This window comes from Candidatus Eisenbacteria bacterium, from assembly GCA_016867715.1.
GTDB lineage: Bacteria > Orphanbacterota > Orphanbacteria > Orphanbacterales > Orphanbacteraceae > VGIW01.
The window spans coordinates 100,001-113,594 of the sequence record VGIW01000001.1 but is presented as its reverse complement, the minus strand read 5'-3'; the positions used below and the strand labels follow the sequence as shown (position 1 = coordinate 113,594).

Here is a 13,594-nt window from a genome sequence, read left to right as displayed (position 1 = left end):
CAGGCATCCTCCCCAAGCGGTTCGGTCAATCTCTCCACGCGTGTCCGTCCATAGAGGAGGGGCGCGCGACGCCGAACGCGGCGAGCACGGTCGGCGCGAGATCGTACACGCTTCCGCCCTCGCGCGTCTCCCCGCGCGGCATCCCCGGCCCTCGAACGATCGCGAAGCCGGGGGGCGCGTGCGTGCCCGTCCTTCCGTCCGGCGAGAAACCGCTCACGGTCCCGATTTCCGGAGAGGAGAGCTCGTCGATCTCTGTCTCGTTCGACCAGAGAACGATGAGGTCGGGGAGGAAGGAGCGGCGCTCCCCGGGATAGCGGTCGTCCGTGAGAACGACCTCCCTCACGGCCGGCCTTCCGGTGCGCGGGTTCACGAGCTTCCGGAGAGACTCCGCCAGCTCCAGAGAAACCCTCCCGCCCTCGGTCCCCGGGGCGACCGTTCCCTTCGGCTCTCGTCCTTTTAGGTTCAAACGAATACACCCTTCCAGATCGGTCGGCAGGCAGAACGCCCGGGTCCTCGTCCAGTCGACCCCCTTCCAGTCGAGGCGGCGGTTGATCGCGTCCCGAATCCCCCACGGGAGCCGTCCCGCGATCGCCTTCCGGACCTCCGGTCGAACGAGGTTCTTCACGCGCTTCGCGATCCCCTTCTTGGGGGGAGCGCCGGCCGGGCCCGGTTCCGGCGGAGGCGAGGCGGCGTAGTAACCGAGCCTCCGGAGGACCTCGGGGAGAAGATGCCATCCCGCCCGGTTGGGTCCGACCCCCTCGCCCGAAACGACGACGACCAGGGCCTCGGGACCCGCCTTCTCCAGAATCCGCCCGAGGCCGCGATCGATTGCCTCATAAACCTTTCGGAGAGGAAGAAACTCGTCCCCCTCTTCTCTTCCCGGCTCGGCCCCCGGCGGCCAGCAGCAGTGGGCGGCGGGATGCGTCTCGCAGTAGAGCGCGAGGAAGAGATCCCACGGCTCCTCGTCCATCAACCAGAGGATCGCGTCGGTCTTCGCGTGCGCCGCCCGCGCGAGTCGCTCCGCGATCGGTTCCGCCTCGAGGGGCGAGAGCCCGACCTGCAGGGCGTCGAGGCCGAGAGGATACGGTCCGACTTCCCTCCGGAGACGCCCGATGAGACCCGAGGGCGTCGACATCGGTTTCCAGTAACGCGCCCACGTTCCCCAATCGAAGACTTGGGCGCCGCGGAATCCTTCCTCGGGATGCGTGTAGGTCGCGTCGAGCACCACGCACCGCTTCCCCGCGTCCGCGAGGATCTTCCAGAACGTCGGCCGCCCGTAGAGCCCCTTGTGGAAGCGGCGGTATCCCTGAAGCCCCGGCGCCGGCTGGACCGTGTAATAGACCCCGTGCTTCCCCGGATGCGTTCCAGTGTAGATCGACGGCCACGCCGAGACATGCAGGTCCTCCGCCGGGGTAGAAAGATCCCGCCGGATTCCCCCCGAGAGAAGCGATCGGAGGACGGGAAGAGACCCGTCCTCCGCCCATCGTTGGATCCTCTCGCCGGAGCCGCCGTCGAGCCCGATGACAAGGACCCTCCGCTCGGCGGGGCCTACCATGGCGAACGCACCCGAAGAATGGAGAGGCCGATGACCGCGATCGCGAAGACCATGTTCAGGTAGATGAGCCGGGGCGCCGGGCGGTGTCCGACGAACCACTGGTAGGCGGCCATGCAGCCGACGAGGACGATCTTCACGGCCATCACGCGGCCGAGCGGCTCGTTCCAGAACTCACCCGAGACCACGTGATGAACGGTGATGTTGTTCAGGATGATCATGAGAACGCCGGTGACCCCGAGAACGGCAAGGCTCGGCCACCCGAAGCCTCCCCAGCGGAGCCCCGCCTCGCGCACCTGCCGCCCCGTTTCCGGGGGATCGACTTCCTTCAGCGAAAGCCCCGCGACCAGGGACCAGAAGAACATGTGGCCGAACCAGGCGAGGGCGGCGAGAACGTGGAGCGCGACAAGAACCGAGTAGGCGTTCATTTCCCCACCAAGCGCGCGAGAAGCGCGGAAAGAACGACGACGATGACGGCCCCCAGGAGGTTCCCATACGCCGTCCGCCGCGAGGGGCGGGCAGCCAGGCGAAACTGAAGGCCGGCGAGGAGAAGAACCAAAACGAGCTTCACCGCGAGAAGGCGTCCGAAACGATCGGTCAGAAAGCGCCCCGAAACGAGATCGCCGAGCCCGATCCCTTCCGCGAAGACGAGAAGAAAGCCCGTGATCGCCAGAACAACGAGGAGCAAACCTCCGACCTGTGAAAACTTGAACCGGAAAGGCGCCGGGATCTTGCGCGGCGGCCAAGGTGCCCGGTTCACGGCCTCGAACACGCGCGCCGCTTCAGACGATCCGCCGGCGCGGGCGATCGGTCCGGCGACGATCGTCCAGAAGAGAACGTACCCGACCCAGAGGATCGACGTCATGATATGCAGGAAGACGACGAGAAGATGCACAGCCATCGCGCCCGAGAGCCCTCCTCGTGGTTTCCTCGCCGGGCCTCTGTCCGTCCCCTCTCCGCGCCCGGCGAGTATCGGCGCCCGCGGTCTCGAACGATCCTACTCCACTTCGCGTTCCGTGCAACACATTTCCCGGCGCGGGTGGGCTACCCGCGATCGGCCGGCGGCCTTGCGGACTTCCTCCTCGCAGATCGCGAGATAACTCCGCGCCGTCTCCTCCCAAGAGGGGACGGCGACCGAGCAGCCCGCCCGCTCCCCCATCTCCCGAAGCTGCTCGCGCGGCGGGAAGTCGGAAAAGAACAGGGCCCAGGCGCTTTCGGTGTTCTCGAGAAGAAAGCCGGTCTCCCCGCTTCGGATCAGCCTTCGGATGTTCCCGCTCGGCACGCTCGCCACCGCGCGCCCCGAGGCGAGATACTCCGGAATCTTTAGGGTTGAATAGACGACCTCGCCTCCCAGAAAGACCGAGGCGTCGTACGGCGCGAGACAGAGATCGGCGGCTGCGATGTACTCGGGTATCGTCTCGTGAGGGATTCTCCCGTGGAAGAGGACCGGAGCCGGAACTTCCCGCGCGATCCGCTCGTAGGTCTCTCGCAGGCTTCCGTCCCCCGCGATGTGGAGCTCCGCCCCCCGCGGCGACCCATGCCGGAGCGCCGTGAGGAGCGGAACGAGCGTATGCGTCCGATCGAGCACTCCCGAGTAGAGGAGAACGACCGCATCGGAGCGCACACCGAGCTTCGCCCTCGCCTCCTCGCGATCCCGGGGCCGGAAGAGGGCGCGATCGACGCCGAGCCCGACCACCGCGATCTTCTCCTCGGGGATCCTCCAGCCGCGCGCGACGAGAACCTTCAGCTCTTCCGTCTCGACGATCACGCGCGATGCGCTCCGCGCGCACCGCCCGGCCCACGCGCGCGCGGTCCGGTGCCGCGCGAGCCGGAGGAGACCGGAGAGCCCTCGGATCGGCTCTTCGAGCATCGGGGGGATGTTCTCCACCAGCACTCCGGGAACGCCCGCCCGGACGGTCTTCTGAGCGACGTACCCCGAGAGAAGCCAGCTCTTCTCGAGCACGACGTCGAAGGAGGCGGTTTCCTTCCGGACCCAGCGATCGACCGAACGGAGGTACGAGAAGAACGCGAAGAGACCGACTCCACGCGCCGCCGCGTCGTCGAGCGGAATGCCGCCCGGGCGGCCGGACGGCTCGATCTCGAGGACTCGGAACGCTTGAGGTGCTAACGGTTCCAGCATCGAGCGAAAGACGACGGTGACGTCCGCGTGCTCTCCGAGCGCCCCCGCGAGGTTGAGGACGTTTCGGGTCGGGCCGGCCGAGGGGAGGAGGTTGTGCCCCGGGACGACGTAGGCGATCCGGAGCCGCCGCGCACCGCTCACGGCCGGCTCCTTTCGAGAAGCCGGCGGTAGATCGCCTCGGTCTCCTCCGCCTTGGCCGCCCACGAGTGCTCCGCGGCCCGCGCGGCGGCCGCATCGCCGAGACGCCGCGCGAGAGCGGGGTCCTCGAGGACGCGAAGCACGGCCGCCGCGAACGCCTCGACGTCGCCGTTCGGCACGACAAGACCGGTCCTTTCGTGCTCGACGGAGACGGCCGATCCCTCGAACGACACGATCGGCCTCCCCGCCGCCATGTAGTTCAACACCTTCTGCGGGATGCCGTCACATTCCGTTCTCGGGTTCAAGGCGAGGTCCGCCCCCGCGAGGAGGCTCGGGATCTCGGCGAAGGGAGCCTGCACAAGATCGACGCGATCCCGGATGCCGAGCCGGCGCGCAGATTCCTCGTAGGGATCGAAAGGAGAGTTCGTCACAAGAAGAAGCCGGACATCGGCCCGGACCGCGGCGACCCGAGCGAAGACATCGAGAAGAAGATCGATCCTCTGGTAGAGCGCGAGGTTTCCGGTGAAGACGAGACGCCGAACGCGGCTCGGCGGTCGGGCGCGGTTTCGCGCTTCCTCGAAGAGCTCGAGCTCCACCCCGTTCGAGACGACCGTGATGTTCTCGCCGCGCACGATCCCGTCTCGGATCAGCCGCTCGCGGATGCGCGGAGCGACCGCGATCACGTGGTCGGCTGAGGGCGGCACCCGCCGGTCGAGCCACCGTCCGACCCTCTTCTTGAGGGACGCGAACGGGCCGCCGTAGTAGGGGAGCTCCGATTCCAGAAGAGTATGCGCATCGTACACGAGAGGGATCCTCCCCCGAACACCGGCGAGCCGCGCCACGAGGAGCCCCTCGTAGTGATGCGCGTGCACGAGATCGATCGGCTGTTCCCGGAGAACCTTGCGAAGGAGAAGCACGAGGAGCGGATCGAGAACGAGGAGTTTCTGGGGGCTCGGTCCGGGAGAGGTCTTCCGGTAGGTCGCGACCTCGCGGATTCGATGGATCCGAATCCCTTCCGCCGCTCGGGGATCGCCGAGATGATAGGCGGCGACATGAAGCTCGTGACCGCGCGCGGCGAGCGCCTCTGCGAGCCGGAGGATCCGGACCGGCGTGCCCCTCGCCGCCGGGAAGGGACACGCGGCGACGACCGCGATTCGGAGTCGATGCTTCATCCGTCTATCTCCCGACCATCAAAGAACGCGAACCACCCATCGCCAATAGAAATCAAGCGCCCCCTCCAGCATACGCCTTCCCGCCCGCTCGGCCGCGCCTTCCGTCATCTCCTTGCGCAAGGGGAGCGGTCCGCCGCTGAGTATCTCGCGATCCGGCGTCTTCCGCCCCTCCTGAATCCGCCGCCGCTCCCGGCAAAGCGCCCCGCTCCGGCCGAGAAGCCAGCCAACCGAGCCGAGATAGAGTCCGATCCATCCCATCCGGAGGGCGATCGCGATCTGGGCGATCTCATAGAGAAGAAGCGCGGGGGAAAGAAGGAGGAGCGTGCGCGCGCTGTAGAGACGAAGAACCACCTGCCACCGGTTTCGTATGAGACACCGGACCCGCCGGGGCGTGTAGCGGCCGCTCCGCCGGAGGGAGAGCCCCGCGGTCCCCTCCCCGTGCAGGCATTCGGCCCTCGGGACGGCGAGAACCTCGTGCCCCGCGAGGCGCGCCCGAAACCCGAGATCGTGATCCTCCAAATAGATGAAGAACGAAGGATCAAAGAGAGGGCCGGTCCCCCAGCGGGCCCGGTCGAGAAGGAAGCACGCGCTGATCATCGAGTCGATCCGCCGGATCCCCGCCGGCGCTCCGGCTTTGGGCAGTCCTTCGTTCTCCGGCACCTGAACGCCCGTGAAGTGGCTCCTCGCCCCATCGTACTGGATCGTGTCCGGCTTCGACGCGAAGAGGACGCGCGGGACGGCGAGAACCGCGCGCGGGATCTCGTCGAGCGCTTCGGTGAGGAGCGCGACCGAACCGGGAAGAGGCGAGACGTCGTTGTCGAGAAAGAGGACCCGATCGCCGCGCGCTTCGAGGAACCCGGTCTGCCGCGCATGGGCGGGCCCCCGGTTCTCCTCGAGCGCGACGATCCGGACCGACGGGAACCTCTCGCGCACGATCGCGAGGCTTCGGTCCTTCGAGGCGTCGTCGACGAGAACGACCTCGTCGAACGCGGTCCCTTCCTCGAACAGCGCGCGAAGCGTCCCCTCCAGAACCGCCTCCCCTTCGTGGTTGATCACGCAGGCGGAGAGGTTGCTTCCTCCTCGATTCTCACGGCTCGCCACGGCGCGATGCCCCCTTCCTCGATGAATCCGGGCGCTCGAGACGATCGCCATACGCCTCCCCGCGGAGCACGAACGGATCGGAAAGGCCGCGGAGCGCGCGGAGGCCGCGGGTCTTCAAGACGAGGGCGGCGAGGGAGGAGCCGAGAAGCGCCGCATCGAGCGGGCGTTCCCCGCGCATCCAGCCGAGGACGTATCCCGAGGTGAACGCGTCCCCGCAACCGGTGCTGTCCGCGCGCTCCGCGGCGCGGATCGGAACGGCGGGGATCTCCGCGAAGAGACGCCCCCCGTTCTCGCGCCAGGCGATCGAAGCGCCCGATGTCCCGCGCGTCGCGATCGCGACGTTCGGGCCCGCATCGAGAAGCGTCCGGAGAACGTCGCGGAGCTCCCCCTCGAAGCGTCCTCTCTCTCCCGCGAACCAGCGTATTTCCTCCTCGTTCCCCTTGAGCACCCGGATCGGCGCCGCCCATTCGCGCCAGGCGGGGATGTTCCGGTAGCCGCGCCCGGGGCCCTTTTCGAACGTCAGCACGAGACTCTGAATGTCGAGGACGATCGGCGTTCCGCGCGACCCCATCGCGCGAAGAAGCTCCGGCGTGAGCTCTTTCCCCCAGATCAGGTTCGCGACGACGAGATCGCACTCCGCGGCCGGCCGCACCTCCTCCTCGCGAAGAGGAACGATCCGCTCGATCAGCGTCTCCTCTCTCTCGTCGGGCGTGACATAACGAAGAACGGTTTCGTTCGTCCCCCCCGGCCACCAGATGAGATGCGAACCATCGATACAGGAATAGTCGGAGAAGAGGCTTTCCACCTCCTCGCGCTTCTCGATCCCGGCGCGCGCGATCGGAAGCGCGGCATCCCCTTCGCGAAGGAAGGGTGCGAGCGTGAGAACGTTGTAGAGAATCCCTCCGAGATCCTCGTGCGTCCTCCCATCCGGAGCCACGATCCGGTCGTGGTTGATCGTGCCGACGACGGCGATCCGGCTCACGGCGCCTTCCTTTCGCCGGAGGGGGCGGTCTTCCAGCGCCGGTGCGGCCAGAAGTAGTGATCCGGACGCCTGCGGATCGCCTCCTCCAGCATCCTGGAGACCGCAGACATGAGGCGGAGAACCTCCTCCTCCTCAGGCCGGTCCGGGTTCGCCCAAAGCGGGTTCTCGAACCGCGCGACGTGCGTCCCCTCCTCGCCGCGCTCGATCACGCCAAAGACGATCGGGGCTCCGGAGCGATAGGCGATCCGCGCCGGCCCCTTCGCGGTCGAGGCCGCCCTCCCGAAGAAATCGACGAAGATCCCCGCGCTCCCCGCGTCCTGGTCCCCGACGATCGCCACGAACTCGTTCCTCCGGAGAGCCCGCAGGATCTCGCGCACGCCGGCCCCCCGCGCGATCACCCGCTCCCCCATCCGCTCGCGCGATGCGCGAAGACGGCTCTCGACGAGAGGGTTGCTCTGCCTCTGCACGAGCACCGAAAGAGGGTACCCGCTCGCCGCGACCGCCGCACCGAAAAGATCGAAGTTCCCGAAGTGCCCGGTGATGAGAAGCGCCCCCCTCCCCTCCGCGCGGACCGCATCGAGAACCTCGGGACGATCGAAGCGCACGACGGCGCGGACCTCGTCCGGGCTCATCGCTCCGAAGCGGGCGACCTCGAGGAAGGTCGTCCCCCACTGGAGATACGTCGCGCGCAGGATACGCTCGATCTCCTCCGCAAGGAGCCGCTCCCCGAACGCGCGCGTGAGGTTCGCTCGCGCCACGGAGACGCGAATGGGAACGAGCCGGTAGCCCGCGCTCCCGAGAAAGGCGCCAAGACGCTGCGTCCCCCTCCATCCGAGAGGCCCGAGCGGCCGCGCGAGGAGGCGAAGCCCCCAATCCTCGATCCGGTGCTTCCAGCGAACTCCCTCTCTCATCGCGGCGCCGCCCACGCGAAGACCTTCCCCGGCCGTTCGACCACGAGGCCGCCCATCTCGAGCTCGAGCAAGAGGGGAAGGATCTCGGCCGGGCTCTTCCGCACGGCGCGGCAGATCTCGTCCGCGGTCCTGGGCCCTTCGGCGAGAACCTCCGCGACCTCTCGCTCGAGGCCTTCGAGGTCGAGAACAAGCGCTCTTCCCCTCTCCGCGGGCGAGGGGGGCGTCGCGCCGAGATGGAGAGCGACCTCTTCGCCGTCTTGAACGACGATCGCCCCGTCCCGGGCGAGCCTCCGGTTCCCGGCGAAGCGAGGATCCCACGGGAAGGCCGCGACGACGAGCACTTCGCGCGAGGCCTCGAGCGCGAGGCGCGCGGTGATCATCGCCCCGCTCTTCTCGGAAGCCTGCACGACGACGACCGCTCGCGAGAGTCCCGCGAGGATCCGATTCCTCCTCGGGAAGTTCCCGGCGAACGGTCCCTCCCCCGGCGGAAGCTCCGTCGCGATCACCCCCGAGCCCGCGATCGCCCGCCCGAGATCCGCGCTCTCAGGGGGATAGATGACGTCTGGTCCGGTTCCGAGAATCGCCGTTGTGGCGCCTCCCGCTCGGAGCGCCCCCCGATGCGCCGCCGCGTCGATCCCCCGCGCGAGACCGCTCGCGACGACGAAGCCGCTCCGCGCAAGCGTGAAGGCCATCTCCTCGGTCCACGCGGCCGCCCCCGGGTCCGCCTTCCGGGCCCCCACGAGACCGACCGTCGGCCGGGAGAGAAACCGGAGATCCCCTTTCACGAAGAGGACGAGAGGAGGATCATGGATTTCTTTGAGCAGTGAAGGATAACTCGGGTCGTCGAAGGGGAGTATCTCGGCGCCCGATCGTTCGAGCCCGCGCCGCACCCGCTCGACGTCCGGACGATCCTTCACGAAGCGCCGCGCCGCCACCGCGCCGCACGCGGTCTCGGCGGCGACCTCCTCCGGCGAGAGCCGAAGGACCTCCTCCGGGCCGCCGAGCCTCTCGACCAGTACCCGCTTCTTCCGGTCCCCGATCCCGGGCGCCAAGTGAAGCGCGAGCCAACTCTCGGTCATTCCCCCTCGTCCTCCGCGTCCCGAATCCTACGGTTCACTTCCGCCATCAGGGCATCGACCCCCTCGCCGGAGACGGCGGAAATGAGCCGGCGATTCCCGTCCTCCAACGCCTTCCTCTTCATCTCCGGCAGCGCGTCGATCTTGTTCCACACGACAAGGCTCGCTCGGTCGAGAAGCTCCCGCTTGTGCTTGCCGACCTCGGCGCGGAGAACCTCGAGATCGCGCTCCGGGCTCTCCGACGTCGCGTCGATGAGGTAGATCAGCACGCGGCATCGCTCCACGTGGCGGAGGAAGTCGTGCCCGAGCCCTTTCCCTTCGCTCGCCCCCTCGATCAAACCGGGAATGTCGGCGAGAAGGAAGGAATCGAGCGGGCCGACGCGCACGAGGCCGAGGTTCGGGACGAGCGTCGTGAAGGGGTAGTCGGCGATCTTGGGGCGCGCCGCCGAGACCCGCGCGAGGAGGGTCGACTTCCCGGCGTTCGGAAGCCCGACGAGCCCCGCGTCGGCGAGAAGCTTGAGCTCGAGCGCGAGCTCGATCCGCGCCGCAGGGCCCCCCGGCTCCCCCCTCGTCGGCGCGCGGTTCGTCGGCGACGCGAAGCGCGCGTTCCCGAAACCCCCGCGCCCCCCGCGCGCGACGACGACCCGCTCCCCCTCGGCGACGAGGTCGGCGAGGAGCGAACCGTCTTCATTGTTCCGCACGAGGGTCCCGCACGGAACCGGAATGACCCGGTCCTCGCCGTCCTTTCCCGAGCGGTTTCCGCCGCTCCCGTGCCCGCCGCGCCCGGCCCGAAAGCGGCTCTCGTAACGGAAGTCGAGAAGGGTTCTCTTCCCCGGATCGGCCGCGAGGACGACGTCCCCGCCCTTCCCCCCGTCTCCCCCGTCCGGCCCCCCGCGCGGGACGTTCTTCTCCCGCCGGAAGCTGACGCATCCGTTTCCGCCCGCGCCCGACTCGACAAGAATGATCGCGCGATCGACAAAGCGGTTCAGATCGTCCTCCCGTGAACGGCGCACGCGCTTCGCCGCGCCCTCGACGAGCCCGGGCGCTCCCGCAGTTTCCCGGGGGGCGACGCCCGGCCTCTTCGGGACGATGCAACCGTGGAGGACGCAAGAGTACGGGACCGCGCGGCGCGTGTCAACGGCCCCGCGGCCGGAGCGCGCCGATTCACTCGGAGGCCGGGGACTTCGCCGGGCGTTCCTTCTCGGCCTTCTTCCCCGGCTCCTTCGAGCTCGCCCCTTTCCCCGCTCCCGGGTCCTCCTTCGAGGAGCCGCCCGTCTCCTCCTTGGCGCGCTTCCGGTACTCGGAGCTCCGGTAATCCGTACAATAGAACCCTGAACCTTTGAAGAGAAAACCGGCTCCCCCCGAGAGGACCCGCTTCACCTTTCCCCGGCACTCCGGGCATCGCTTCACCGGCTTCTCGGTGATGCTTTGGAATCGCTCGAAGCGATGGCCGCACCTCTCGCATTCGTATTCGTAGGTCGGCATTTCCTAGCCCTCCGCGCGGCCCCGCTCTCCCTCGACGACTCGCCGGGCGAGCGCGATCGAGGCAAGGGTCATCCCGTCGAAGATCTCGTTCGTCTCGGCCATGCGAAGAAGCTCCTCCCACGTCACGCGGATCCTCTCGAACTCCTCGGTCGTGTCCGGCTCACCCGCCGCCGGCGCGAGGTCGCGGGCGAGAAAGACGTGGCAGATCTCGTTCGTCACACCGTTCCACGAGGCGAATCGCCCGAGGGGCTCCCATTCGCCCGCCTCGAAGCCGGCCTCCTCTCGAAGCTCCGCGCGCGCCTGTTCGACCGGATCGACTCCTCCCCGCATCCCCCCCGCGGGGAACTCCAGCGAGTCCTCATCGAGAAGATAGCGGTACTGGCGGACGAGATGGACGCCCCCCTCCCGGTCGATCGGAACGACCATCACCGCTCCCGCCGACCGCACGTAGAAGTAGTCTCCTTCCACGCCGTCCGGCAAGCGGTAGCGGTCGTGCTCGAAGGAGACCCACGGCGAGCGGAAGAAGACCTCGTTCGACAGACGTTCCCAGCGCCGCATCATTTCTCCCCGCGAATGCGCGCGGTCATGCGGGAAAGAACGACCGGCGGGACGAACGCCGCGACGTTCCCGCCGAGCCGCGCGATCTCCTTCACCAACGAAGCATTCACGTAGGTGTATTTCTCGTCCGCCGGAAGAAAGAGAATCTCGACTCCCGGATCGAGCCTCCGGTTCATGAAGGCCATCTGCGTCTCGTACTCGTAATCGGAGATCGCCCGGAGCCCGCGAAGAACGGCCCGCGCGCCGACCGCGCGGGCGAAGGCGACGAGCAGCCCGTCGAAGGGAAGAACCTCCACCGCGGGGTTCCCTCGGGTCGCCTCGCGCACCATCTCGACCCGCTCCTCGACCGAGAAGGTGGTCTTCTCCCGGTGATGGGCGGCCGCGACCCCGACGACCATCCGATCGAAGAGCCGCGATCCCCGTTCGATGAGATCCATGTGGCCGTTCGTGACCGGGTCGAACGTTCCCGGATAAAGAACCTTGCTCATCGACCCTCCTCCTTCGCCTCGCCGAACAGAAGATACTCGACCACCGTGTCCCCGTATGCGCCCGCCTCGCGCCAGGGGATTCCCGCCTCCCCGCGCGCCTCCCGTTTGTCCCTCTCGACGACGACCCGTCTCGACCCGGGGAGCGCCGAGAGAGCCGCCAGCGTTCGGCTCACGAGACCCGCCCCGTACGGCGGGTCCGCGAACACGAGGTCGCACGCCGCGGCCTCCGGCCGCCGATTGAGAAAGAGGATCGCATCCCCGCGCACGACGCGGAACGCTCCCTCGAACCGGAGAGCGCGTCCGTTCCGCTCGATCCAGCCGGCCGGCGCGCGGTTCTTCTCGACGAAGAGCGCGTGAGCGGCCCCGCGCGAGAGCGCCTCGAAGCCGAGGGCGCCCGATCCGGCGTACAGGTCGAGCACGAGCCGCCCGACGACCTCGTCCCCGAGCACGGCGAAGATCGCCTCCCGCACACGGTCGGAGGTCGGGCGAAAGCCTTCGGCCTTTCCGGTGTGGAGGCGCGCTCCCCGCCTCGACCCCGCGATGATGCGCATCCGTTCACCTCAAGTTGTTGATTCTATTTGCATTGGAAGCGACCGGTCAAGGGAATTCGAGTGTCGCGTCCCGGGGGGGACCGGTCATGCGGGAGGAATGCGAAGCGCGAGCCGAACCCGTTCGACCACATCGTTCAGGACAAGATCGTCCGTGTCGAGAACGAAGTGGGCGCTCATATAGTAGAAGGCTTCGCGGGCGGCGAGCAGGGCCTCGATCCTCTCCACTGCCGGCGCGCCGGCCAGGAGCGGCCGCGCGTCGGGCTCTTGCCCCCGTAGACGCGCCGCGAGGCTCTCCGCCCGCGCGCGGAGGTAGACCACGCTCCCCCACGCGCGGAGACGCTCCCGGTTCCCCGGGTCGAGCACCGTCCCTCCTCCCGTCGCGAGGACCCCACGCTCGTCGCGGCAAAGGACGACGAGATGCGCCCTTTCCAGATCGCGGAACGCCCCCTCTCCCCGCTTCTCGAAGATCGATGCGATCGACGTCTTCTCCGCCGTTTCGATCCGAGCATCGAGATCGTGAAACGGCAACCCGAGGCGTGAGGCGAGCTCTCGTCCGACCTCGCTCTTTCCCGAGCCCATCATGCCGACGAGGGCGATCCGGTCGATCAAGGCGAAAGCCCCTCCCCGCCCGGGAAGGGGCTCTGATTCAAAGGACAGGGAGCGGCCTTCGGCCGATCAGCGAGAGATCTCGGCGATCGCGACCGTCCAACCGAAATCGTCGGCGCTTCTCGCGTTCCCTCCGATCGAAAGGACGAACCTGCCGGGGAGACGAAGATCGACCCCGGCGAGGCCGTGGAGCGCGACCGCGCGCGAGAACTCCTCCGATCCCGCGGAGACCCCGGCGCCCCCCTGGTACGTCTCTCGCCAAACCTCTCCGTCGACGCCGCGCGCGAGGACCCCCGCGTGCGCCGACCCGAACGGAAGGCCGACTCGAACGCCGGCGCCCGCCTGAGCCTCGATCCACCGATAACGATTCTCGTACTCCTCATGGAACGTGTTCGATTGGATCGTCGTCGAGAAGCTCGTCCTCCCCGAGGAGAGCGTGTAGAGAACCCCCACGTCGGCGAAGAGGCCGAGCCCCTCCCGCGCGAGCGGGAAGAACGATCCGGCGCCGATCCCGAGGGCGAGCTTCGGCCGCCCCTCGAACACGGTCGGCTTCCCGTGCACATCCGACCCGACGTCGATCTCCGATCCTCCGATCCGGAGCGAGAGAACGAGCGGATCCGCGACCCGCATCGAGATCCGCCCGAGGTAACGGGTCGATCGGAACGTCTCCTGATCGATCGTCTCCTCGACCGACTCGACCTCGAAGCCGACGAGATACGCTCCCTCGCCGTAGGCGATCGGGACCCCGATCGACGTCCCCGAGGCGCCGGAAGGCGCGAGAAGAAGGAACGCCCCGAGCGAGACTAGCAACCGGCGTTTCATCTGTCCATCTCC

Annotated in this window: 16 protein-coding genes; all 16 read right to left on the bottom strand. The window is 68.2% G+C overall.

The window, feature by feature from the left end:
* Positions 1-25: 25 nt before the first annotated feature.
* The 16 genes from FJY73_00475 to FJY73_00400 all read right to left on the bottom strand — a co-directional run bounded on the left by FJY73_00475 (position 26) and on the right by FJY73_00400 (position 13,582).
* Positions 26-1,555, bottom strand: a complete 1,530-nt coding sequence (locus tag FJY73_00475) for an alkaline phosphatase family protein (protein MBM3319137.1) — start codon at positions 1,553-1,555, stop codon at positions 26-28.
* On the bottom strand, positions 1,549-1,980 hold the full coding sequence (locus FJY73_00470) for a hypothetical protein (GenBank protein ID MBM3319136.1): 432 nt from the start codon (positions 1,978-1,980) through the stop codon (positions 1,549-1,551). Before FJY73_00470 ends, FJY73_00475 begins: the two co-directional genes overlap by 7 nt.
* A complete protein-coding gene (locus FJY73_00465) occupies positions 1,977-2,453 on the bottom strand; it encodes a hypothetical protein (protein MBM3319135.1) in 477 nt (158 codons plus the stop codon). Before FJY73_00465 ends, FJY73_00470 begins: the two co-directional genes overlap by 4 nt.
* A gap of 96 nt (positions 2,454-2,549) precedes the next feature.
* Positions 2,550-3,833 (bottom strand): glycosyltransferase, encoded by a 1,284-nt coding sequence (locus FJY73_00460; GenBank protein MBM3319134.1) that lies wholly within the window; start codon positions 3,831-3,833, stop codon positions 2,550-2,552.
* Positions 3,830-5,002 carry a glycosyltransferase family 4 protein gene (locus FJY73_00455; GenBank protein ID MBM3319133.1) on the bottom strand — a complete coding sequence of 391 codons (1,173 nt, stop codon included), beginning with the start codon at positions 5,000-5,002 and terminating at the stop codon, positions 3,830-3,832. The genes FJY73_00460 and FJY73_00455 overlap by 4 nt, the downstream gene beginning before the upstream one ends.
* Positions 5,003-5,020: 18 nt before the next feature.
* Positions 5,021-6,103: a glycosyltransferase gene (locus FJY73_00450; protein ID MBM3319132.1), complete on the bottom strand. Its 1,083-nt coding sequence runs from the start codon at positions 6,101-6,103 to the stop codon at positions 5,021-5,023.
* Positions 6,090-7,085 carry a carbohydrate kinase family protein gene (locus tag FJY73_00445; protein ID MBM3319131.1) on the bottom strand — a complete coding sequence of 332 codons (996 nt, stop codon included), beginning with the start codon at positions 7,083-7,085 and terminating at the stop codon, positions 6,090-6,092. Before FJY73_00445 ends, FJY73_00450 begins: the two co-directional genes overlap by 14 nt.
* On the bottom strand, positions 7,082-7,996 hold the full coding sequence (locus FJY73_00440) for a lysophospholipid acyltransferase family protein (protein ID MBM3319130.1): 915 nt from the start codon (positions 7,994-7,996) through the stop codon (positions 7,082-7,084). Before FJY73_00440 ends, FJY73_00445 begins: the two co-directional genes overlap by 4 nt.
* On the bottom strand, positions 7,993-9,075 hold the full coding sequence (gene dprA, locus FJY73_00435) for a DNA-protecting protein DprA (protein MBM3319129.1): 1,083 nt from the start codon (positions 9,073-9,075) through the stop codon (positions 7,993-7,995). Before dprA ends, FJY73_00440 begins: the two co-directional genes overlap by 4 nt.
* Positions 9,072-10,061: a GTPase ObgE gene (gene obgE / locus FJY73_00430; protein MBM3319128.1), complete on the bottom strand. Its 990-nt coding sequence runs from the start codon at positions 10,059-10,061 to the stop codon at positions 9,072-9,074. The genes dprA and obgE overlap by 4 nt, the downstream gene beginning before the upstream one ends.
* A gap of 175 nt (positions 10,062-10,236) precedes the next feature.
* A complete protein-coding gene (locus FJY73_00425; GenBank protein MBM3319127.1) occupies positions 10,237-10,557 on the bottom strand; it encodes a zinc ribbon domain-containing protein in 321 nt (106 codons plus the stop codon).
* A gap of 3 nt (positions 10,558-10,560) precedes the next feature.
* A complete protein-coding gene (locus FJY73_00420) occupies positions 10,561-11,115 on the bottom strand; it encodes an NUDIX hydrolase (protein ID MBM3319126.1) in 555 nt (184 codons plus the stop codon).
* Entirely contained in the window at positions 11,115-11,603 is a 489-nt protein-coding gene (gene coaD, locus FJY73_00415; protein ID MBM3319125.1) for a pantetheine-phosphate adenylyltransferase, read from the bottom strand. Before coaD ends, FJY73_00420 begins: the two co-directional genes overlap by 1 nt.
* A complete protein-coding gene (rsmD, locus tag FJY73_00410; protein MBM3319124.1) occupies positions 11,600-12,154 on the bottom strand; it encodes a 16S rRNA (guanine(966)-N(2))-methyltransferase RsmD in 555 nt (184 codons plus the stop codon). The genes coaD and rsmD overlap by 4 nt, the downstream gene beginning before the upstream one ends.
* 84 nt (positions 12,155-12,238) lie before the next feature.
* A complete protein-coding gene (locus FJY73_00405) occupies positions 12,239-12,763 on the bottom strand; it encodes a shikimate kinase (protein ID MBM3319123.1) in 525 nt (174 codons plus the stop codon).
* A gap of 66 nt (positions 12,764-12,829) precedes the next feature.
* Entirely contained in the window at positions 12,830-13,582 is a 753-nt protein-coding gene (locus tag FJY73_00400) for a hypothetical protein (protein MBM3319122.1), read from the bottom strand.
* Between the last annotated feature and the right edge of the window lie 12 nt (positions 13,583-13,594).